Annotated in this window: 19 protein-coding genes and 1 pseudogene; 11 read left to right on the top strand and 9 right to left on the bottom strand. The window is 75.1% G+C overall.

Translation table 11 applies throughout. From position 1 onward, the window contains the following. Positions 1 to 4: 4 nt before the first annotated feature. Both OG871_RS32310 and OG871_RS32305 read right to left on the bottom strand, forming a co-directional pair. Positions 5 to 1,225, bottom strand: coding sequence for an MFS transporter (locus OG871_RS32310; protein WP_371501627.1), 1,221 nt, complete (start codon positions 1,223 to 1,225; stop codon positions 5 to 7). A gap of 81 nt (positions 1,226 to 1,306) precedes the next feature. Next, positions 1,307 to 2,545 (bottom strand): metallophosphoesterase, encoded by a 1,239-nt coding sequence (locus OG871_RS32305; RefSeq protein WP_371501625.1) that lies wholly within the window; start codon positions 2,543 to 2,545, stop codon positions 1,307 to 1,309. A 629-nt stretch (positions 2,546 to 3,174) separates the two neighbouring features. On the opposite strand from OG871_RS32305, the gene OG871_RS32300 reads away from it, so the two are divergent. The 3 genes from OG871_RS32300 (at position 3,175) to OG871_RS32290 (ending at position 8,074) form a co-directional block, all read left to right on the top strand. Then, positions 3,175 to 3,945, top strand: a complete 771-nt coding sequence (locus OG871_RS32300; protein ID WP_371501623.1) for a transglycosylase SLT domain-containing protein — start codon at positions 3,175 to 3,177, stop codon at positions 3,943 to 3,945. 180 nt (positions 3,946 to 4,125) lie between these two features. Further along, the gene (locus tag OG871_RS32295) at positions 4,126 to 5,115 is read left to right on the top strand and encodes a glycosyltransferase family 2 protein (RefSeq protein WP_371501621.1); all 990 of its coding nucleotides are present in this window, start codon (positions 4,126 to 4,128) and stop codon (positions 5,113 to 5,115) included. 67 nt (positions 5,116 to 5,182) lie between these two features. Beyond that, positions 5,183 to 8,074, top strand: coding sequence for an FAD-binding and (Fe-S)-binding domain-containing protein (locus OG871_RS32290; protein ID WP_371501619.1), 2,892 nt, complete (start codon positions 5,183 to 5,185; stop codon positions 8,072 to 8,074). On the opposite strand, the gene OG871_RS32285 is transcribed toward OG871_RS32290, so the two are convergent. Then, a complete protein-coding gene (locus tag OG871_RS32285) occupies positions 8,046 to 9,326 on the bottom strand; it encodes a cytochrome P450 (RefSeq protein ID WP_371501617.1) in 1,281 nt (426 codons plus the stop codon). The two genes, OG871_RS32290 and OG871_RS32285, sit on opposite strands and share 29 nt — an antisense overlap. Positions 9,327 to 9,418: 92 nt before the next feature. On the opposite strand from OG871_RS32285, the gene OG871_RS32280 reads away from it, so the two are divergent. Continuing rightward, positions 9,419 to 9,835 carry a PaaI family thioesterase gene (locus tag OG871_RS32280; protein WP_371501616.1) on the top strand — a complete coding sequence of 139 codons (417 nt, stop codon included), beginning with the start codon at positions 9,419 to 9,421 and terminating at the stop codon, positions 9,833 to 9,835. Between the two features lie 95 nt (positions 9,836 to 9,930). Next, positions 9,931 to 10,818 (top strand): SGNH/GDSL hydrolase family protein, encoded by an 888-nt coding sequence (locus OG871_RS32275; RefSeq protein ID WP_371501615.1) that lies wholly within the window; start codon positions 9,931 to 9,933, stop codon positions 10,816 to 10,818. A gap of 87 nt (positions 10,819 to 10,905) precedes the next feature. Here OG871_RS32275 and OG871_RS32270 read toward each other — a convergent pair whose 3' ends face one another. Together OG871_RS32270 and OG871_RS32265 are read right to left on the bottom strand one after the other, a co-directional pair. Continuing rightward, positions 10,906 to 11,328, bottom strand: coding sequence for a CBS domain-containing protein (locus OG871_RS32270; RefSeq protein ID WP_371501614.1), 423 nt, complete (start codon positions 11,326 to 11,328; stop codon positions 10,906 to 10,908). Between the two features lie 112 nt (positions 11,329 to 11,440). Further along, positions 11,441 to 12,445, bottom strand: coding sequence for a slipin family protein (locus tag OG871_RS32265; RefSeq protein ID WP_371501612.1), 1,005 nt, complete (start codon positions 12,443 to 12,445; stop codon positions 11,441 to 11,443). 70 nt (positions 12,446 to 12,515) lie between these two features. Between OG871_RS32265 and OG871_RS32260 the strand changes: the two genes are divergently transcribed. After that, complete coding sequence (locus OG871_RS32260; protein ID WP_371501610.1) at positions 12,516 to 13,253, top strand: uracil-DNA glycosylase; 738 nt, start codon at positions 12,516 to 12,518, stop codon at positions 13,251 to 13,253. 102 nt (positions 13,254 to 13,355) lie between these two features. Here the strand turns inward: OG871_RS32260 and OG871_RS32255 are convergent, their stop codons facing one another. The 3 genes from OG871_RS32255 to OG871_RS32245 form a co-directional block, all read right to left on the bottom strand. Continuing rightward, positions 13,356 to 14,225 (bottom strand): CHAD domain-containing protein, encoded by an 870-nt coding sequence (locus OG871_RS32255; protein ID WP_371501608.1) that lies wholly within the window; start codon positions 14,223 to 14,225, stop codon positions 13,356 to 13,358. A 108-nt stretch (positions 14,226 to 14,333) separates the two neighbouring features. Next, entirely contained in the window at positions 14,334 to 14,720 is a 387-nt protein-coding gene (locus tag OG871_RS32250) for a hypothetical protein (protein ID WP_371501606.1), read from the bottom strand. Then, positions 14,717 to 15,337, bottom strand: a complete 621-nt coding sequence (locus OG871_RS32245) for a hypothetical protein (RefSeq protein ID WP_371501604.1) — start codon at positions 15,335 to 15,337, stop codon at positions 14,717 to 14,719. Before OG871_RS32245 ends, OG871_RS32250 begins: the two co-directional genes overlap by 4 nt. Positions 15,338 to 15,634: 297 nt before the next feature. Here OG871_RS32245 and OG871_RS32240 point away from each other — a divergent pair, with 297 nt between their 5' ends. The 3 genes from OG871_RS32240 to OG871_RS32230 all read left to right on the top strand — a co-directional run bounded on the left by OG871_RS32240 (position 15,635) and on the right by OG871_RS32230 (position 17,807). Further along, positions 15,635 to 16,282: a hypothetical protein gene (locus OG871_RS32240; RefSeq protein WP_371501602.1), complete on the top strand. Its 648-nt coding sequence runs from the start codon at positions 15,635 to 15,637 to the stop codon at positions 16,280 to 16,282. Positions 16,283 to 16,390: 108 nt separating this feature from the next. Further along, the gene (locus tag OG871_RS32235) at positions 16,391 to 17,209 is read left to right on the top strand and encodes a DsbA family protein (protein ID WP_371501601.1); all 819 of its coding nucleotides are present in this window, start codon (positions 16,391 to 16,393) and stop codon (positions 17,207 to 17,209) included. A gap of 4 nt (positions 17,210 to 17,213) precedes the next feature. Further along, on the top strand, positions 17,214 to 17,807 hold the full coding sequence (locus OG871_RS32230) for a vitamin K epoxide reductase family protein (protein WP_371501600.1): 594 nt from the start codon (positions 17,214 to 17,216) through the stop codon (positions 17,805 to 17,807). A 93-nt stretch (positions 17,808 to 17,900) separates the two neighbouring features. Here the strand turns inward: OG871_RS32230 and OG871_RS32225 are convergent, their stop codons facing one another. Beyond that, entirely contained in the window at positions 17,901 to 18,347 is a 447-nt protein-coding gene (locus tag OG871_RS32225; RefSeq protein ID WP_371503483.1) for a nitroreductase family deazaflavin-dependent oxidoreductase, read from the bottom strand. Positions 18,348 to 18,483: 136 nt separating this feature from the next. Here OG871_RS32225 and OG871_RS32220 point away from each other — a divergent pair. Both OG871_RS32220 and OG871_RS32215 read left to right on the top strand, forming a co-directional pair. After that, positions 18,484 to 18,956 (top strand): annotated as a pseudogene (locus tag OG871_RS32220) (transposase); the annotation flags it as partial. Between the two features lie 38 nt (positions 18,957 to 18,994). Continuing rightward, positions 18,995 to 19,798 (top strand): tyrosine-protein phosphatase, encoded by an 804-nt coding sequence (locus tag OG871_RS32215; protein ID WP_371501599.1) that lies wholly within the window; start codon positions 18,995 to 18,997, stop codon positions 19,796 to 19,798. The last annotated feature ends 414 nt before the right edge of the window (positions 19,799 to 20,212 follow it).

The following is a 20,212-nucleotide window of genomic DNA, read 5'->3' as shown; positions in this document are numbered from 1 at the left end:
GTGGTCAGCCGCCCGCCGCCGCGGGCTTCGGCCCCGGGACGCCGGCCGGCTCCCACGGCGCCGAGGCGCGCTCCGCGGGGAGCACCACGGCGGCCAGCAGCGGGACGACGGCCGCGGCCGCGAAGGCCGGCGTGTACCCGTACCCGGTGATCACGGCGCCGACCAGTGGCGGGACCAGCACGATGGCGCTGTGCTGGCCCACCCCGTGGACACCCAGCGCGCGGCCGGCCCACCGCGGCCCGGCGTACTCGGCGACGGCGGTGTTGTGCAGGCCGTTGGTGCTGACGGTCAGCCCGGCGGCCAGCAGCAGTGCGGCGGTGCCGAGGGCCGAGTCCCAGGCCGCGCCCAGCGTCAGCAGTGCGAGATCCGCGGCGGTGGCCAGGATCAGCACCCGCATCGGCCGCACCCGGCTGCCCACCCGGTCGGACCACCAGCCGGCCAGCAGCCGCACCCCGGCACCGGTCAGGTTGGCCACCGCCAGGACGGTCCCGGCCGTACCCGGCGACCAGCCGCGGGCGTCGATCAGGAACACCAGCGCGAAGCCCGTCACCACGAACTGCGGTACGCACAGCAGGGCGGCCACCGCGTGCAGCCGCCACAGGTAGGTACCCCGGTACGGGGCGGGGGCCCGACCGGCCCCGGCGGAGGCGGGCCGCGGCGGGTCCACAGCGAACACCGCGATGGCGACGCCCGTGACGGCGCACAGCCCGGCGCAGAACAGCAGCGCCGCGCCCAGGCCCGCGGAGGCGGCGATCGGCGGCAGAACCGCGGCGGCCAGCCCGGTGCCCAGCGGCTGCGAGGCCTGCCGGACGCCCATCGCGACACCCCGCCGGTCGGGCGGGAACCAGCCGATCACCAGCCGCCCGGAGGCCGAGTTGACCGAGGAGCCGGTGGCCCCGGCCAGGACCAGCAGTGCGCCCAGCATCCGGACACCGTCCGCGTTCGCCGCCACCGCCATCGCCGCCGCGGCCGGCAGCAGCCCGGCGGCGAGCGCGATCCGTTCGCCGAAGCGGTCGGCGACCAGGCCCCAGCCCACCAGCGCGAGCAGGATCCCGAAGACCGGGCAGGACACCAGGACGCCGGCGGCCGGCAGCGACAGGCCGAACTCCCGCCGGAAGGCCGGAATGAGGAAGGGCAGCCCGTAGAGCACGGTGGTGCTGGCGGTCTGCCCGGCGGTGCCGAGTCCCAGCATCAGCCAACTGCGGTGCATGCGGTCCTGGTCCATGCCGGGACCTTACCGCCGTGGCCGCGATGTGAGACAGATCGTTCTGGATGGTGAGACCGTGCGGGCGCGCCGGACGGGCCGTCAGGCCGCCGACGACGCCAGCGTGACGATGGTGATGTCCGACGGCGCTCCCACCCGCACCGGCGGGCCCCAGGCACCCGCACCCCGGGTCACGTAGAGCTGGGTGTCGCCGTACCGCTCCAGCCCGGCGACGGTCGGATTGGCCAGCTCGGCAAGGTAGTTGCCGGGCCAGAGCTGCCCGCCGTGGGTGTGCCCGGAGAGCTGGAGGTCGACCCCGTACCGGACGGTCTGGTGGATGGTGACCGGCTGGTGCGCCAGCAGGACGGCGGTACGCCCGCGGTCCCGGTCGCCGAGCGCCTTGGCGTAGTCGGGGCCCTGGCCCTCGGCGGTGCCCTGGATGTCGTTGACCCCGGCGAGGTCGAACCAGGGCAGCTCGGTGCGGGCGTTCTCCAGCGGGTGGACGCCGAGCTCGCGGACGAACTCGACCCACGGCGCCGCGCCGGAGAAGTACTCGTGATTGCCCGTGACGAAGAAGGCACCGTCCCTGGAACGGAGTTGAGCCAACGGCAGGGCGGCGGGGCCGAGCTCGGGCACCGTGCCGTCGACCAGGTCGCCGACGATGGCGATCAGATCCGGCTGGGCGCGGTTGATGGTGTCCACGATCCGCTGGGTGTGCGCGCGGCCCAGGATCGGCCCGAGGTGGATGTCGCTGACCACGGCGATCCGGTAGCCATGCGCCCGGCGCGGCAGCCGGGCCAGCGGGACGGTCACCTGCTTGAGGGCCGGCCCGCTCAGCACCCCGTACATCCCGGTGCCGACCACCATCGCCGCGGCGCCGCCCGCCGCGACCGCCACCGACCGGGCCACCAGCAGCCGGCGGCCCGGGTCGGCCGCCGCACCGTCCGGGGCGGTCCGCCCGGCCGCGTCCGAGGCCGCGCCCGGGGCACCGTCCGCAGCGCCGTCCGGCACGCCGTCCGGAACGCCGTCCGGGCGCCGGGGCCACCGCATCAGCAGCGGCCGCACGGCCTCCCCCACCACCAGCGCGAGCACCAGGTACAGCATCAGCGCCAGCCACAGGAACCCCGGCCAGGCGAACCACCGCTCCACGTCCAGCGGCAGCAGCCGCCCACCGACCAGCGCGCCGACGCTCAGCAGCGGCAGCACCACCGCGAGCACCGTCCCGGCCCGCCGGTACCACCCGCCCGGCGCCGACACGTCCCGCACCAGCCGCCGCCAGAGGTACCACTGCGCAAGACCGACGCCGCCGAGACCCAGCAGCAGCACGAGAACGATCACCATCGCGCCAGTATCCGTCCCCGTCCTCCCCGACCCCGCCGCCAGGGGGTGGCCGGGGCCGGGCGACGCCGGGGCCGGGCGGGCCCTCCCCGGCCCCGGCGCGGAGCGCGGGCCACGGTGACCGGTCCGTAGTCGAACGGTCACCGCGCGGCGAACCCCCTCAGCGGTTCCTGTGAGGCCGCCCACACCGGGTGTGGGGACTACTGCCGCCGATAGTTGACGCCTGAGCGTGAGGGCCCGCCCGCACGGGGCACGGAGGCCGCGAGGCCGCGAAGAGGGGCCTATCGGCCCTGGTCAGGCCGGATATTCCGGGCAGCCGGGACGAAATGGTTTGGTCGATGTAACGGCCGGGTAAACCCCTCCCCCGCGCCTGTGGACCGCCCGGGCGCCCCGCCGTGACTACTACCGGCGATAGTTTCGCGCTCGTTGCCGCCGCCGCGCGGGTCTGCCAAGAATGTGCCGTCGCCAGGCGGCGCGGCCCTTCCTGGGCGCCGCGTCCGCCTGCCCGCCCCGGTCCACCGACGGGGGTGCCACGGCCGTCCGACCCGGCTCGCGGGCCCGTTCCTCGAACACGCCTCGCGATACCCGTGTGCCCGACGCGGCCCTGCCCGACGGAAGAGGTCCTCCCCGCCATGCAGCCCCCCAAGCACCGACTGCCCCGCAACCGCAGGACCGCCCTGATCACCGGCGTCGCGACCCTCGCCGTGGCCGGCTCCGCCACGCTCGCGCTGGCCCTGCCGCAGGACGGCAAGGTCGCCGAGGCCGCCGCGCCGCAGGCCGTGGCCGCGCAGTCCGCGCAGCAGCTCACCGACCAGGCCGCCGCCGAGGCCGCGAAGGCGCAGGCCGACCTCCAGGCGAAGGCCGACGCCGACGCCAAGGCCGCCGCCGACGCCGCGGCCGCCCAGGCGCAGGCCGATGCGGACGCCAAGGCGAAGGCCGACGCCGACGCCAAGGCGGCCGCCGAGGCCAAGGCCGCCGCCGACGCCAAGGCCAAGGCGGACGCGGAGGCCAGGGCGAAGGCCGCCGCGAAGGCGAAGGCGGACGCCGACGCGCGGGCCAAGGCCGAGGCCGCGTCCCGCTCGCAGGCGCGCAGCCCGCTGGCCGCGCCGGTCCCGACCGGCTCGCCCAAGGAGATCGCGGCGCAGCTCGTCCCGGCGAGCCAGCTGCAGTGCTTCAACAACATCGTCGAGCGCGAGAGCGGCTGGAACGTCACCGCCACCAACCCGTCCTCGGGCGCGTACGGCCTGATGCAGGCGCTGCCGGGCTCCAAGATGGCCTCGGTGGGGGCCGACTGGAAGACCAACCCGGCCACCCAGATCAAGTGGGGCCTGCAGTACATGAACGAGACCTACGGCAGCCCGTGCGCGGCGTGGGCGTTCTGGCAGGCGCACAACTGGTACTGATCGGTAGCCCCGCTCCGGGCGGCCGTCCCCGCCGCAGGGGCCGGCCGCCCTTCGGCGTACCGACCGTAAGCACACGGTGAAGATATCGCGGAGCTGTACTGGTCTATGACCCTGATTGACCGGTTTCGCCTGACTTCCGGCCTTTGCCCGGGGCCGGTCCGCCCGCCTAGCCTCCCGGCCATGGCTCCACCGCTCATCACCGTCGTGCTGCCCGCCTTCGACCACCACCAGCAGCTCAAGGACTGTCTGGACGCGCTGCTCGCGCAGTCCTTCCGGGACTTCGAGGTGGTGCTGGTCGTCGACCGCTCCCCGGTCTGCCCGGAGCGGGTCGCCGACGCGTACGAGATCCGCGACCCCCGGATGTCGGTGCTGCGGCTGGAGGCGGCGGTCGGCATCGGCCGCGCCCGGAACGCCGGGGCCGCCCGCGGCACCGGCCGGTACCTGCTCTTCCTGGACAGCGACCACCTGCTGGCGCCGGACGCCTTCCAGGCGATGGCCGACCGGCTGGCGGAGACCGGCGACGTCGACCTGCTGCTGTTCGGCCACGACCGCGAGCACGGCGGCCGCCGCTGGCCCGGGGGCGCCGCCGAGCTGCTCGCCGCGGCCGGCCCCGAGGTGTTCGGCCCGCTGGAGCGGCCCGAGCTGCTCAGCGCTCCCCCGCTGGTCTGGGACCGCCTGCTGCGGCGCGGCACCGTGCCGGCCTTCCCGGACGGGCAGTACGAGGAGGTCCCGGCCGTCCACGAGGCACTGCTGGCCGCCCACCGGGTGGCGGTACTGGACCGCGAGTGCGTGACCATCCGGCGCCGGCACACCGTGCACCCGACCGGCTCGCCCGGCAGCAGCCACTTCGACGTCTTCCAGCAGTACGAGCAGAGCTTCGGGCTGCTCGACGAGCGGCCGGGCCACGAGGCCGTACGACCGCACCTGTTCACCCGGATGATCCGGCACTACCTGTTCGTCTTCGACCTCGCGGGCTGCGTCCCGAGGGCCGAGCGGCCGCAGTTCTTCCACCGCGCCGCCGAGCACTACCGGCGTTTCCTGCCGCAGGGCTACCGGCGGCCGGACGGCCGCGAGGGGGTCAAGTTCTCGCTGCTGGCGAGCGGGGCGTACGCGGCGTTCGAGGTCGCCAAGCTCTCGCACCTCGCCCGTGGGGCCGTCGGCCGCCGGTGAGCACGGGCTGAGGGTCGCGCAGCCGTACGACGCACCAGGCTTCGGCCGTCCCTGCGATGATCTGTTCATGGCCACCGGTCTCGCCCACGCCCTGTCCGCCGCCCTGCGCGGCGAGGTCCGCTTCGGCACCGCCGAGCGTGCGGTGTACGGCTACGACGCGTCCAACTACCGCCATCTGCCGCTCGGCGTGGTCAAGCCCGCCGACACCGAGGACGTCCGCGCCGCGCTGGCGCTGTGCCGGGAGTTCGGCGTGCCGATCGTCCCGCGCGGCGCCGGGACGAGCGTCGGTGGCCAGGCGATCGGCCCGGGCGCGGTGGTGCTGGACTTCCGGCGCCACGTCAACCGGATCCACTCCGTCGACCCCGACGCCCGCACCGCCCGGGTCGAACCCGGGGTCGTCCTGGACGACCTGCAGCGGGCCGCCCGCCCGTACGGGCTGCGCTTCGGCCCCGACCCCTCCACCCACACCCGGTGCACGCTAGGCGGCATGATCGGCAACGACTCCTGCGGCGCGCACTCCGTCGCCTGGGGCCGTACCAGCGACAACCTGGAGTCGCTCGACCTGCTGCTCGCCGACGGCACCGAGCTCACCGTCACCGGCCCGCTCCCGCCCGCCGCCCGTGAACGGCTGCGCCGACGGCCCGGCCGCGAGGGCGAACTGCACCGGGCGCTGCAGGACCTGGCCGCCGACCACCTCGCCACCCTCCGGCAGGGCATGCCCCGGCTGCCGCGCCGCACCTCCGGGTACCCGGTGGACGCGCTGCTGCCCGAGCGCGGCTACGACCTGGTACGGGCGTTCACCGGCACCGAGGGCGGCTGCGCGCTGGTGCTCGGCGCGACCGTCCGGCTGGTCGAGGCCCCGCCCGCCCGGGTGCTGGTGGTGGCCGGCTACCCGGACGAGACGGCGGCCGCCGACGCCGTCCCGGCCCTGCTGCCGCTCGGCCCGCTCACCGTCGAGGGCATGGCCGCCGACCTGATCGCCGCCCTGCTCGCGGCCGGCCCGCGCCCGCCCGCACTGGACCGCCTGCCCGAGGGCGGCTGCTGGCTGTTCCTGGAGGCCGGGGGCGGCACCCCCAGCGAGGCCCTTGAGGTCGCCCACGCCCTGGCCGCGGCCGTGCGGCGCGCACCGCGGGCCACCACCGCCGTGGTCACCGACCCCGACGAGCAGCGCCAGCTGTGGGGCGTCCGGGAGGCCGGCGCCGGGATCGTCACCCGGCTGCCCGACGGCGGCGAGGCCTGGCCCGGCTGGGAGGACTCGGCGGTGCCCGTCGAGCGGCTCGGCGGCTACCTGCGCGAACTGCGCGCCCTGCTGGCCCGGCACGGCCTGCGCGGCGTCCCGTACGGGCACTTCGGCGAGGGCTGTGTGCACCTGCGCCTGGACTGGCCGCTGACCGACCCCGCGCGGCTCGGCGGCTTCCGGGCGTTCATGGAGCAGGCCGCCGACCTGGTGGTCGCACACGGCGGGTCGCTGTCCGGCGAGCACGGCGACGGACAGGCCCGCGCCGAACTGCTGCCCCGGATGTACCCGCCGGAGATCATCGACCTGTTCGGCCGGTTCAAGCGGATCTGGGACCCGGACGACCTGCTCAACCCCGGCTCCCTGGTCAACCCGCGCCCGTTCGACGCCGACCTCCGCTTCCCCGGCCGCGACCTGCCGCTCGCCCTCCCCTACCCGCAGGACGACGGCAGCCTGCTCAAGGCCGTGCACCGCTGCGTCGGGGTCGCCAAGTGCGTCGACACCACCGGCGGGGTGATGTGCCCGAGTTACATGGCCACCGGCGAGGAGCGGCACTCGACCCGCGGCCGGGCCCGGCTGCTCGCCGAGATGCTGCGCGGCGAGGTGGTCACCGACGGCTGGCGCTCCGAGGAGGTCCGCGAGGCGCTGGACCTCTGCCTCGGCTGCAAGGGCTGCGCGAGCGACTGCCCGGTCCACGTCGACATGGCCACCTACAAGGCCGAGTTCCTGCACCAGCACTACCGGCACCGGCTGCGCCCGGCCGCGCACCTGTCGATGGGCTGGCTGCCGCTCTGGCTGCGGGGCGCGGCCCTCGCCCCGCGTCTGGCGAACCGGCTGATGCGGGATCCGCGCACCGGGGCCCTGCTGAGACGGCTGGGCGGGATCGACCCCCGCCGGGCCCTGCCGCCGCTGCCGGAGCAGACCTTCGTCGGCTGGTTCCGCCGGTACCGCGCCGAACACCCCGAGCCCGCCGGCGCGCAGCCCGTCCTGCTCTGGCCCGACAGCATGGCCAACCTGCTGGACCCGGAGCCCGCCCGGGCCGCCGTCGAGGTGCTGGAGGCCCTGGGGTTCGCCGTCCGGCTGCCCGACGGGCCGGTCTGCTGCGGGCTCACCCTGGTCTCCACCGGGCAGCTCTCGCTCGCCCGGCGGGTGATGCGCCGCAGTCTGCGCGCCCTGCCCGCCGACCTGCCGGTGATCGGGCTGGAGCCGAGCTGCACGGCCGCGCTGCGCGAGGAGTGGCCCCGGCTGCTCGGCGCCGGGGCCGGGGGGCTGCCCGGCCGGGTGCGCACGCTGGCGGAGTTCCTGGACGGCGCCGGGGTCGACCTGCCGTACCTGGGCGGCCGGGCGATCACCCAGGTGCACTGCCACCAGCACGCCGTCCTCGGCACCGCCGCCGACCGCCGGATCGAGGCCGGGATCGGTGTCGCCAACCAGGTCCTGGACTCGGGCTGCTGCGGCCTGGCCGGCAACTTCGGCTTCGAGCGCGGCCACTACGAGGTCTCGGTGGCCGCCGCCGAACGCGTCCTGATGCCCGCCGTGCGCGCCGCCGACCCCGACACGGTGGTGCTCGCCGACGGCCTGAGCTGCCGGGTCCAGATCACCCAGCTCGGCGACGGCAGACGGCCCGTGCACCTGGCCGAACTGCTCCGCCGGGCGCTGCGCGAGGGGGGCCGCCCGCCGGTCGACCCGGAGGTCAGCCCCACCGCAGGGGAAGGTGCTTGAGCCCGTTCTGGAAGTTGGACACCAGGCGGACGGGCGGCCCGGCGGGCCGCAGCCGGGGCAGCCGGGTGAGCACCTGACGCAGCATCGCCCGCATCTGCACGCGGGCCAGCCGGGCGCCCAGGCAGAAGTGCGGGCCGTGGCCGAAGCTCAGGTGGCCGCCCGTGGGGCGGGTGAGGTCGAAGCGGTCCGGGTCGGGGAAGACCGTCTCGTCCCGGTTGGCCGAGGCGTGGTAGACCACCACCTTCTCGCCGCGCCGGATCAGTTGCCCGCCCAGCTCCAGGTCCCGGGTCGCGGTCCGGCGGAAGTTCATCACCGGCGGCCAGTACCGGAGCATCTCCTCCACCGCGTGGTCCAGCAGCCCGGGCCGCTCGCACAGCAGGCGGTACTGCTCGGGGTGGGCGAGCAGGGTGTGCAGACCGCCCGGGAGCCCGTTGCGGAGGGTCTCGTTGCCCGCCACCGCGAGGAGGAAGAACATGTTCTCGAACTCCGCACGGTCCAGGCCGCCCTCCCGCATCCGGGCCATGATGCTGCCCGGCAGGGGCCGCTCGGCCAGCGCGTGCGCATAGGCGAACATGTCGGCCAGCGCGGCGCGCGAGCGCGGGTTGACCGGGCGGCCGTCCGGCCCGGTCGAGGACGCCGGACGGTGCCGCAGCGCCAGGCGCCCGGCCGCGCTCAGCGCCCGCGGGTCGGCCGTCGCCGAGCCGGCCTGGTCGGCGTCCTGGTAGCCGATCACCCGGCTCGCCCAGTCCAGCAGCAGCACCCGGTCCCGCTCGGGGACTCCCATCACCCGGGCCAGGGTCCGGACCGGCAGGTCCGCGGCCACCGGGACGAAGTCCGCCGCGCCCGCCGCCTCGATCCCGTCGACCGCGGCGGCGGCCCAGCCGTCGATCTCCGAGGAGAGCTCGCGCAGGGCGCGCGGGGTGAACGCCGCGGCCACGATCCGGCGCAGCCGGGAGTGGTCGGGCGGGTCCTGGTTGAGCATCATCGAGCGGACGAAGGCCAGGTCAGCGGGGGTGTCCGGGTCTCGGATCTGGGTGGCGCCGAGGTTCGACGAGAACAGCTCCGGGGTGGCGAGCACGTACGTGACGTCCGCGTGCCGGAAGACCCCCCAGTAGCCGGGCCCGGCGGGCCAGCCGGCGACCTCGGGTTCGCCGATGCGGCAGACCGGCGCACTCGCGCGCAGCTCCCGGAAGAGCGCGTACGGCACGCCGTCGGCGTAGGTCTCCGGGCGGAACACCTCGTCAGGGGTCACGACCGTGACGGTACGCCAGGGCGGCGGGCCGTCGTCAAGGACGCGCGCGGCACCGTCGCGGGCGGGCCGCCGCCGGCCCTACCATCGCCGGGGTGACGACTCTCCCCACCGCCGAGGCGGACAAGATCCTGGCCGACAACTTCGCGCCCTGGGTGCAGGCGCTCGGCCTGTCGGTGGCCGAGACCGGCGAACGGCACGCCGTGCTGCGGCTGCCCTGGTCCGGCCAACTGGCCCGCGAGGGCGGCGGGCTGTCCGGCCAGGCCCTGATGGCGGCGGCCGACACCGCCTGCGTGATCGCCGTCTCGGCGGCCCGCGGCGGCTTCGGGCCGATGACCACCGTCCAGCAGTCGACCACCTTCCAGCGCGCGGTGGTGGAGGTCGACGTGCTGGTCACCGCCCGGGTGACCAAGCTCGGGCGGCGGCTGGCCTTCGTCGACGTCACGCTGACCGCCGAGGGCGAGCAGGAGCCCGCGGCACACGCCGCCGCCGTGTACGCCTTCCCCGGCTGAGAAAGCTGCCGCCGGACCTCTGGGCAGCGGGGCTACCGCGCAGTAGCCTCACCGGGCCGAGCCACCCCCAAGGCCGGCCCACCCGGGAGGTCCGCATGCGTCCAGCCCTGTCCGTCAGGCTCGAACTCCTCCTCGCGGCACTGCTGTTCACCGCCTCGGTACTCGGTCTCACGGGCGCCTCGACCGCGTCGGCGGCCCCGGCGGTGGACAGCCGCACCCCCACCCACTACCTCGCCCTCGGCGACTCGCTCGCCGCCGGCTACCAGTCGACCCCGGACGGCGGCCACGTGGTCGGCCGCGGCTACGCCCAGGACATCGCGAAGGTCCTCGGCGAGCGGGCGGCGGCGGCCGGACGGCCGTTCAGCTTCACCGGCCTCGGCTGCCCCGGCGAGTCCACCGGCACCATGATCGACGGCGGCTGCCCGTACCCCCACCCGTACGCCGGCCCGCAGTTGGCCGAGGCGGAGACGTACCTGCGGGCCCACCACGAGGACCGGGTGCTGGTCACCCTGGACATCGGCGCCAACGACATCGGCCACTGCACCGCCGGCGGCTCGATCGACGTGCCGTGCACGCTGGACGGCGTCGCCACCGTCCGCCGCGGTCTCGACACCGTCCTGACCAGGCTCCGGGCGGCGGCCGGCCCGCACACCCGGATCATCGGGATGAACCTCTACGACCCCTACCTGGCCGCCTGGACGACGGGCGACCAGGGCCGGTCCACGGCGCTGCTGTCGCTCCCGCTGGCCGGTCTGCTGAACACCGTCATCGGAGCCGTCGACACCGCGCACGGGGTGCCCACGGCCGACGTGGCCGGGGCGTTTCGCACCAACTCCCTGTTCCCGACGGTCCCGCTGGGCGGCGCCCGGGTGCCGCTGAACGTGGCGCGGGTCCTGCAGTGGACCAACATGGCGCGCGGCGACATCCACGCCAACGATGCCGGCTACCAGGCGATCGCGGACGCCTTCCTCGCGAGGCTCTGACCGCCGCGGCCCCCGGCAGGGGGACGCGGACGGCACCGCGCCCGGGACGGGAGCCACCCGTCCCGGGCGGAGCCGGCCGTTCGGCCACTATTCCGCGCAGATCGCACCGACGAACTCGGCGACCCGCTCCTGCGGCATGTTCCGGGCGATGTCGGCCTCACTGATCATCCCCACCAGCTTGTGGTCGGGGTGGTTGATCACGGGCAGGCGTCGCACCAGGTGCTGCTCCATCACCCGCAGCACCTGCTCGGCGTCCTCGTCCTCCTCGACCACCATCGGCCGCCCGACGGCGAGTTCGACGGCCAGGACGGTGCTCGGGTCGCGACCCTCGGCCACGCACTTCAGCACGATGTCCCGGTCGGTGAGGATCCCCAGCAGCTTCTGGTTCTCCCCGCAGATCGGCAGCGCTCCCACACCCCGGTCCCGCATGATCCGCGCGGCGTCGGCGAGGGTCTGGGTCTCCCCGACGCACTCGGCCCCCGGATGCATGATCTCTCTGGCTGTGGTCATGGTCAGGCCTTCCGACGTCGTTGAACAGCCCGGTTACTCCATCCTGGGACGGCCCCGGTGGCCACGCCACCGGGCGGGCGACGGGCGGCCGGGCCTGTGGGGCCTGCGGGGCTCAGGGCTTCGCCGACTTCAGCACCTCCACCGCCGGGACCTCCGCGGCCAGCACCTCCTCGGCCGGGACCTCCGCCGCCAGCACCTCCTCGGCCGGGACCTCCCGGGCGAGCACCTCGGCGGCCGGCATCTCGGTCGCGAGCACCCCGTCCAGGTCCGGCAGTTCCAGCTGCTCGACCGGGCGGGAGCCCTGCAGCGGCTCCGCCGGCCGATCCGTCCCGGCGGCCTTCGGCGACGATGCGACCTCGGCCTGCTTGGTGGCGCTCTCCAGGAAACGCAGCAGTTCGACCGGGAACGGCAGCACCAGGGTCGAGTTCTTCTCCGCCGCCACCTCCACCACGGTCTGCAGGAGCCTCAGTTGGAGCGCGGCCGGGGTCTCCGCCATGATCGCGGCGGCCTCCGACAGCCGGGACGAGGCCTGGTACTCGCCGTCGGCCGTGATGATCCGGGCCCGCCGTTCGCGCTCCGCCTCCGCCTGCCGGGACATCGAGCGCTTCATCGACTCCGGCAGTGCGACGTCCTTGATCTCCACCCGGTCGATCTGGACGCCCCAGCCCAGCGCGGGGCTGTCGAGCATCAGCTCCAGTCCCTGGTTGATCGGCTCGCGGTTGGCCAGCAGGTCGTCCAGCTCGCTCTTGCCGATGATCGAGCGCAGCGAGGTCTGGGCGACCTGCGAGATCGCGAAGCCGTAGTCCTGCACGTTGACGGTGGCCTTCACCGGGTCCTCGACCTTGAAGTACACGACGGCGTCGACCCGCACCGTGACGTTGTCCCGGGTGATGCCCTCCTGGCCGGGCACGGGCATCGTCACGATCTGTACGTTGACCTTCTTCAGCCGGTCGGCCACCGGCATGATCATCGCCAGGCCCGGCTCCCGCACCCGGTCCAGCACCCGGCCGAACCGGAACACCACACCACGCTGGTACTGCTGCACCGTCCGCACACTCAGTCCGGCCAGCACCGCGAGCGCCAGCACCACCACTATCAGCACATCGAGAACCAGCATCGCGTCACCTCGGGCAGGACGAGGACCCGTTCTCCACGCTACTCCGCCGCGCTCCCCTAGGATCCGGAGCATGGACGAGCGCCACCACCACCCCGCCGACGGCGTCCTCGACCTGGCCCAGCTGGACGCCCTGGTCACCGGCTGCCGGGCCTGCCCGCGCCTGGTCGCCTGGCGCGAGGAGGCCGCCCGGGTCAAACGGCGCTCGTACCAGGACTGGGAGTACTGGGCCCGTCCGATCCCCGGCTTCGGCCCGCCCGACGCCGCGCTGGTGCTGGTCGGGCTGGCCCCGGCGGCGCACGGCGCCAACCGGACCGGCCGGATCTTCACCGGCGACCCCTCCGGCGACCTGCTCTACCAGGCCCTGTACGACCTCGGGCTGGCCTCCCAGCCGCACGCCGTCGGCCGGGACGACGGGCTGGTCCTGCACGGCGTACGGATCACCGACCCGGTGCGCTGCGCCCCGCCCGACAACCGGCCGACGCCCGCCGAGCGGGACACCTGCCGTCCGTGGATCGCCAGGGAGTTCGAGCTGATGCGCCCGACCGTGCGCGCCGTGGTGGCGCTGGGCGGCTTCGCCTGGCAGGCGGTGCTGCCCGCGCTCGCGGCGGCCGGACGGCAGGTGCCGCGCCCCCGGCCGGTGTTCGGGCACGGCGCCCGGGTCGTGCTGCCGGCGGCGGACGGCGGCGCGCCGCTGGAGCTGTTCGGCTGCTACCACGTCAGCCCGCGCAACACCCACACCGGCCGGCTCACCCCGGCGATGCTCCGCGAGCTGCTGGCCGAGGCCGCCGGGGCGGCCGGTCTGCGCTGAGCCCGACCGGGCGGGCGGTCACGGGCCGGTGGTCACGCGCGGGCGGTCGCGGGCCGGTGGTCACGGGCCGGTGGCCATGGGCGGACGCTCACGGGCGGACGCTCACGGGCGAGGCGGCTTCCGGACCTGCCGCCAGACGTCCGGGAACTCCTCGCGGGCTCGGGCGGCGGCGGCGAGCTGCTGCCCGTACAGCACGCCGTAGCCGAAGCCGCCGTCGGACAGACCGCGCAGTGTGTGGCAGGCGATCACGGCGTCCTGATGGCGCCCGAGCACGTCCTGCACGGCCTTCATCCGAGCGGTGAACCGGGCGGCGCCCGGGCCGGCCGCCTCACCGGTGTAGCGGGCCCGCTTCGCGGCCTTGCGGACGTCGTGGAGGGCGACCTCCGCCGCGGGGCCGGTCGCCCGCTCGGCCGCCCGGACCCGCCGTGCGGTGCGGCGGTACTCCCGGCGCACCGCCCGGGCGAGCTCCGGGCCGGCGGGGCCGCGGGCCCGGCCGGGCGGGACCGGGCCGGCGCAGAGACCGGCGAGCGCGGCCGACAGGGCGGGAAAGCGCGGTCCGTCGAGGGCGGCCAGCACCTCCGGGCGGGCGAGCAGCAGCTGCTCGCGCTCCCACTCGGTCAGGTCGGCCACCAGGTCCTCCCGGCCGTCCGCGGCCGACAGCCCGCGGGCCAGGGTGAGCAGGCGGGCGCCGAGCACCTCGCAGTCCCGGGCCCGCCCGAGCGCGCCGCCGAGCCAGGCCAGCTCCGCCGCAACGGCGTCGGGGCCGCCGCCGCCCTGGTCGGGGAGCAGCCGGCCGAACACCCGCAGGGTGCTGCGCAGCCGACGACAGGTGATCCGCATCTGGTGCACCGAGTCGGGCTCCTCGGCGCGGACGGCCGGGGCCAGCGCGGCCAGCCGCGCGGTCAGCTCCGCGATCCGGGCGGCCACCACCGCCCCGGCGGTCTGCTCTGCCCGATCCTCGCGCTGCGGCACGGCCTTCGCCCTCCCTCTCCCACACGTCCAGCCTAGGTCGAGTCCGCTCGACCGTGCCGGATCAGAGCGCGGTTCCCCCTGCCTCGCACGGCCGGGCCCTGGGCTGGTTCAGGGGCGGAGCTGGATCGCCGCCGCAAGGGTGTAGCCGACCAGGGCGCCGAAGAACGAGACCGCGGTCACGTGCCGCGCGGTCACCGGGAGACCGGCCAGGGACGGGTAGAGCAGGACGGCGATCCCGGCACAGATGTCCGCCGCGTACAGGCCGACCGGCGGCAGCACGTGGGTGGTGCGGGCCGCCCAGCCGGTGGCCACCAGGAAACCGGTGAGCAGGACGAAGCCGGAGAGCAGGCCCGAGCCGATGGTGGAGAGCACCGGGTGCGGATCGGCCGGCTCGGCCCCCTCCTCGGGGACGGCCCGGAACCGGTGGCCGACGGCCAGTCCGAGCAGGGCGACGGCCATGGCGGCGGCGGCACCGACGAAGGCGAACAGGTTCAACTACGGCTCCTGGGGACGTGGACGGCGTGGACGAGCGCGGCGATCGCCGCCGGGATCAGGACGGTGACCAGGAGCACCGCGGCCCAGACCACCGGGTCCAGGGCAGGTGCGGACGACGGCGGCGCCGCGACCGGGGGCGGCGGCACGGCGACGGCGGTACCGGGCGCTCCCGACGGCGGCGGCGCGGGCGGGGCGGGCGGCGGGTCCGTCCGGGCCGGCAGCGCGACGGGCGCGACGGTCTTCGTCGGCCGCGGCCCGGCCTGCGGCACCGCGGCGACCGCGGCCTTCGAGTGCGCCGGGGCCCGGCCGGCGGCGACGGGAGCCGGGGTGGGCGTGGCCGCCGCGGGCTCCGCCGTCGCGGTGGGTGCGGCGGTCGCGGTGGGTGCCGGGGTCACGGTGGGTGCGGGGTCGGTGCCGGCCGACGGGCTCGGAGCGGGGTCACCGGGCGTCGGCGTGGGGGCCGGGCCCGTCGGGCACGCGTCGGCCGGGGTCGGGGCCGGCGGGCGCGGCACCGGGAGGGGGTGCGGCAGGTCCGGAACGTGGGTCAGGTACAGCAGCTGCGGCAGGTGGGGCAGGTGCGGCAGCTCCTGCGACGGGCTTCCCGGTAACGCGTCCATCACCCGATTCTCGGCGCACCACCGCGGCCGCCGGACCGGTTCCCGTACCCACCACCCCCACGGGTGACGGCGCTCGAACCCCCGCCCCGCCGGTGACACTCACCACAGGCGGCGGACGGACCGGCGGCCCCGGCCCCGCCCGCCGGCCGGCCCGACGGGCCGTGTCCGCCCGGGCCCCCGGGGCACCGGGGGCACACGACGGCCGGCCGGGTCCGGGACGACCGGCTGGCGAACGGGCGTGCGACCACCCGATGCGCCCTCCCGTCGGGCCCGGCGCCCGTGACATACTCCGGAACCATGACCGAGAACCAGGCGACCAGGGCCCTGCGGGCAGCGGTGTTCACCGCGCTCGCCGTGCCGCTCGCCGCCCTGGGACAGGTCCTGCTGACCGGACGGGCGCTCCCGCTCGCCCTGGTCGCCGTCGCCTCCGCGGCCGTGTTCGTGCTCGCGACGGCCCTCTCGGGCACCCGGCGGGGCTTCCCGCACATCGCCGCCGTGCTGGTCCCGGTCGAGCTGCTGCTGAACACCGCCTTCAACCTCGGCCAGGACACCTGCGCCTCGGCCGCCCCCGGCCACGGCGTCGACCTGCTGGTCTGCGGCGGCGGTTCGGTGGGCGGCAGTTCGCTGCTCACCGACTGGGCCGGGCACTCCGGCGGCTGGGTCAAGCTGCTGGTCCTGCTGGTGCACCTCGGCCTCGCCCTGGTCGCGGCGGCCTGGCTGCGGCTCGGCGACCGCGCGCTGACCGGCCTCGCCGAGGCCGTCCGCGGCGTACGGGCCCTGCTGCCCGCCCCCTGGCGTGCCCTGCTGCCGAGCAGCCCGCTCGCCGGCTGCCCCGCAGCGCTGACGCCGGCCCCGGAGGCCGAGCGGCCCCTGCTGCGCCGGGCCCAGCTGATCCTCACCCCCGCGCCGCGGCGCGGTCCGCCGGCTCTCGTGCTCGCCGGCTGACGGCTCCTCCCCGGAGGGCTCGGCCGGCCCCACAGGCCAACCCACCCCTCCCGCATGCCCGGCGCGCGTCCGCGCGGCATGCCGCAGTCCAGGAGTCGACGGACCATCATGAGCAACAACCAGCAGACCCCCCTCTCCCCCCGTGACCGCATGAAGCAGGCGAAGCTGGCGGAGGCCCGCAGTGCGGCCGTCCGCCGCCGGGTGATCGTCGCGGCGTCCGTGGTCGGCGCGATCGCCGTGGTCGCGGGCGCCACCGCCCTGGCCATCGGCACGGCGGACAAGGCCAACGGCGGCTCCACCGACACCGCGGCCGCCGCCTCCGGTACGGGCTCCGCCCTGGTCGTCCCCGCCAACGCGTCCGGCCCCGACGGCACCGTCGTGGTCTACGGCAAGGCCGACGCCCCGCACACCCTGAAGGTCTACGAGGACTTCCGCTGCCCGATCTGCAAGCAGTTCGAGTCCTCGGCCGGCGCGACCGTGCAGCAGCTCGCGGACGACGGCACCTACAAGATCGAGTACAACCTGGCCGCGTTCCTGGACAACAACCTCGGCGGCAAGGGCTCCAAGACGGCGCTGGCCGCGGCCGGGGCGGCGCTCAACGAGGGCGTCGACAAGTTCAAGCAGTTCCACGACGTGCTGTTCGCCAACCAGCCGGAGGAGCGCGTCGACGGCTTCGGCGACGTCAACCGGATCCTCCAGCTCGCCGAGCAGGTGCCCGGGCTGAAGACCGAGGCCTTCACCAAGGCCGTCACCGAGGGCACGTACAAGCCCTGGGCCGCGAAGGTCGCGAACGCGTTCAACGACAGCGGCGTGACCGGCACCCCCACCGTGAAGCTGGACGGCAAGCAGCTCACCATCCTCACCAAGACCGGTCCGGTCAGCGGCGACCAGTTCAAGACCCTCGTCACCCAGACGATCGGCGGCTGACCCCGTGACCGCCCCCGCGCCGATCGGCGCGGGCCGCCGGTTCGGCTGGCTGCTGCTGGTCGGCGGCCTGCTCGGACTCGCGGCCTCGGCCGTGCTGACCGTCGACAAGATCCGCCTGCTGGCCGACCCGGACTACCGGCCCGGCTGCAACCTCAACCCGATCATCAGCTGTGGCTCGATCATGCGCACCGAGCAGGCCGAGGCCTTCGGCTTCCCCAACTCGCTGATCGGCCTGGCCGCCTTCGGTGCGCTGTCCGCGGTCGGCGCCGGCCTCCTGGCGGGGGCGGCCCACCGTCGCTGGTTCTGGCTCGGCCTCCAGGCCGGCACCCTGTTCGGCCTCGGCTTCGTGGTGTGGCTGATCGACCAGGCGCTGTACGAGATCGGCGCGCTCTGCCCGTACTGCATGGTGGTCTGGGCCGTGGCGCTGCCGCTGTTCTGGTACACCACCCTGCACAACATGCGGACGGGCGTCCTGCCCGCACCCCGCTGGTGGGGCGCGGTCGCCCGCCGGCACTGGATCGTCCCGGCGGTCTGGTACCTCGGCATCGCCCTGCTGGTGCTCAACCGCTTCTGGTACTACTGGAGCACCCTGCTCTGATGGACCACCCCTGATGGCTCCCGCCTGCGATTCCTCCAGGCGGGAGCCGTCAGCCCGTCTCCTCCGGGCCGTCTACGGGCCGCCGGAGGGGTCCTACCCGCGCGCGGGTTCCAGTACGAAGACGGGGATCACCCGGTCGGTGTTCTCCTGATATTCGGCGTACGGCGGATACGCGGCGACCGCGCGCTCCCACCACTCGGCCTTCTCATCCCCGGCGATCTCACGGGCCGTCATGTCCCGGCGTACGGACCCGTCCTGGAGCTCCACGTGCGGGTCGGACTTGACGTTGAAGTACCAGACCGGGTGACGCGGGAAGCCGCCCTTCGAGGCCACGGCCGCGTACCGCCCCTCGTGCTCCACGCGCATCAACGGGATCTTGCGGATCTTGCCGCTCTTCGCGCCGCGCGTCGTGAGAATGACGACGGGCAGGCCCGTGTTCCAGAGCGTCGATCCCTGCGTGCCGCCCGAACTCTCGTACAGCTCGACCTGATCGCGCACCCACTGCGCCGGACTCGGCTCGTACTCGCCCTCAAGCGGCATCGCATTCACCCCATCGTCATGTCATGAAGTGTGGTGTCCGACAGGTGGTCAGGTAAAACACACAAAGTGCCCACGACCAGCAAGGATGCGGATTGTCGAGGCCCTTGTTCCCACTCCGGTCGCAGGCACCTCCCAGGTGAAGAAGCATATCGGGTGCTACCCGCGTGTTCATGTCGGGGACGGTGGCCGTTCGGTGGTCTCACAGGCCGAGACGGTGCGCAAGTCCGGCCTGGACGACGCGATATCGGCGGCCGTGGGCGCCCTGGCGCAAGCCGCAGGCGGTGCACGACCCGGGCAAGGTCCTGCTGGACGTCTCGCTGGCGACGGCTCCGGGCGGCGACTGCCTCGCCGATGCCGCCATGCTGCGGGCCGAGCCCGACGTGTCCGGCCCGGTGGCATCCGACCCCACGGGCTCCCGGCTCATCGACGCCCTCGCCGCGGCCGGACCGAAGGCCCTCGCCCGCGATCCGGTCGGCGCGGGCCGAAGCAATTTCGCGCATCCGGGAGCCGGCCGGGGCGAACGGTCCGGCCGCCGACGGGCACGTGACCGTGGACATCGACGGCGGGCTGGTCCTTGCGCACTCCGAGAAGCAGGACGCCACCGCGACTAGGCTCGGAGCACCTGCCGAGGCCGTCCGGAGGAAGCCATGCCCGTCGAGCACAGCGGTACGCCGGTCCTCACCGGCGTCCGGAACTTCCGGGACGTCGGCGGGCTCCGCGCGGCCGACGGCCGGGCCGTCCGGGCCGGGCTGCTGTTCCGCAGCGGCCATCTCGCCCGGGCCACTCCCGAGGACGTGTCGGTGCTGGTCGGCCTGGGCCTTCGGTCGGTGATCGACCTTCGCGGCACGGCCGATCTCCAGGTGGACCGGGCGGACGTCCCGATCCCGGGCACCACCCGGCTGTCCGTCGCCCTCACCGACCCGGCGGAGGGAGCGAAGTTCTACCACCTGCTGCGCCAGGGCGAGTTGTCCACCCTGCGGGCCGAACTCGGCGACGGCGGCGGCGAACGGAAGATGGTCGACGCGTACCGCCGCCGCGTGCTCACCCGGACCGTGGAGCACGGCCGCGTGCTGCGGGCGCTCACCGCGCCCGGCGGACTGCCGGCGGTCGTCCACTGCTCCGCGGGCAAGGACCGGGCCGGCTGGGCGGTCGCCGTCGTCCTGCTGGCCCTCGGCGTCCCCGAGGACGCCGTCATGGCCGACTACCTGCTCAGTAACGATCCCGCCCAGAGCCACCGGTTCCGGCGGGCCGACGGGTCCGTCCCCGAGCCCGGCTCGGAGCTGTGGACACTGCTGCGCCCGATCTTCGAGGCCCGGCCCGCGTACCTGCTGGCGGCGCTGGCGGCCGTACGGGACCGGTGGGGCGGTACGGACGGCTACCTGCGCGACGGCCTCGGGCTGTCCGCACGGCGGTCGGCCGGGCTGCGCGAGGCCCTGCTGACCGACGCGTGACCCCCGGGCGGGGGGCAGGCTCACCCGTCGTCCTCCTCGCTCCGGGTCCCCGCGCGGGCCGCGACGAGGAAGAGGACGAGGGCGACGGTGGAACAGCCGAGAACGACGAGCAGCCAGAACATGATCCTCCTTCCCCCGTCTTCTCGGCACCCGGACGGCCGCACATGAGCACCGGAGCGGTCCGTTCGAATGCGGACGGCCCCCGGCCGGACACGCCGAAGGCCATCTCGGCACCTGCTCGATCACGACGAAGGCCGCGCCCTGCGGGTGGGCGACCACGCCGTCCGGCCGACCACCCTGTCGAAGGCCGGTATCAGCACCACACCCTCGCGTTCGATCAGAGCGTCAACCGTGCCGTCCACACCGTCCGCCCCGGGCATGTCGCCGCCCTGGTGCGGGCCGGCGTCGTTCACC

The organism is Kitasatospora sp. NBC_00374 (assembly GCF_041434935.1).
Lineage (GTDB): Bacteria > Actinomycetota > Actinomycetes > Streptomycetales > Streptomycetaceae > Kitasatospora.
This window is presented reverse-complemented; position numbering and strand designations above follow the sequence as displayed.

What these genes read in the sequence shown, in the direction of transcription:
- OG871_RS32310 (WP_371501627.1), bottom strand. Translation starts at nt 1,225, where the DNA reads ATGGACCAGGACCGCATGCACCGCAGTTGGCTGATGCTGGGACTCGGC.
- OG871_RS32305 (WP_371501625.1), bottom strand. Translation starts at nt 2,545, where the DNA reads ATGGTGATCGTTCTCGTGCTGCTGCTGGGTCTCGGCGGCGTCGGTCTT.
- OG871_RS32300 (WP_371501623.1), top strand. Translation starts at nt 3,175, where the DNA reads ATGCAGCCCCCCAAGCACCGACTGCCCCGCAACCGCAGGACCGCCCTG.
- OG871_RS32295 (WP_371501621.1), top strand. Translation starts at nt 4,126, where the DNA reads ATGGCTCCACCGCTCATCACCGTCGTGCTGCCCGCCTTCGACCACCAC.
- OG871_RS32290 (WP_371501619.1), top strand. Translation starts at nt 5,183, where the DNA reads ATGGCCACCGGTCTCGCCCACGCCCTGTCCGCCGCCCTGCGCGGCGAG.
- OG871_RS32275 (WP_371501615.1), top strand. Translation starts at nt 9,931, where the DNA reads ATGCGTCCAGCCCTGTCCGTCAGGCTCGAACTCCTCCTCGCGGCACTG.
- OG871_RS32270 (WP_371501614.1), bottom strand. Translation starts at nt 11,328, where the DNA reads ATGACCACAGCCAGAGAGATCATGCATCCGGGGGCCGAGTGCGTCGGG.
- OG871_RS32265 (WP_371501612.1), bottom strand. Translation starts at nt 12,445, where the DNA reads ATGCTGGTTCTCGATGTGCTGATAGTGGTGGTGCTGGCGCTCGCGGTG.
- OG871_RS32260 (WP_371501610.1), top strand. Translation starts at nt 12,516, where the DNA reads ATGGACGAGCGCCACCACCACCCCGCCGACGGCGTCCTCGACCTGGCC.
- OG871_RS32245 (WP_371501604.1), bottom strand. Translation starts at nt 15,337, where the DNA reads ATGGACGCGTTACCGGGAAGCCCGTCGCAGGAGCTGCCGCACCTGCCC.
- OG871_RS32240 (WP_371501602.1), top strand. Translation starts at nt 15,635, where the DNA reads ATGACCGAGAACCAGGCGACCAGGGCCCTGCGGGCAGCGGTGTTCACC.
- OG871_RS32235 (WP_371501601.1), top strand. Translation starts at nt 16,391, where the DNA reads ATGAGCAACAACCAGCAGACCCCCCTCTCCCCCCGTGACCGCATGAAG.
- OG871_RS32225 (WP_371503483.1), bottom strand. Translation starts at nt 18,347, where the DNA reads ATGCCGCTTGAGGGCGAGTACGAGCCGAGTCCGGCGCAGTGGGTGCGC.
- OG871_RS32215 (WP_371501599.1), top strand. Translation starts at nt 18,995, where the DNA reads ATGCCCGTCGAGCACAGCGGTACGCCGGTCCTCACCGGCGTCCGGAAC.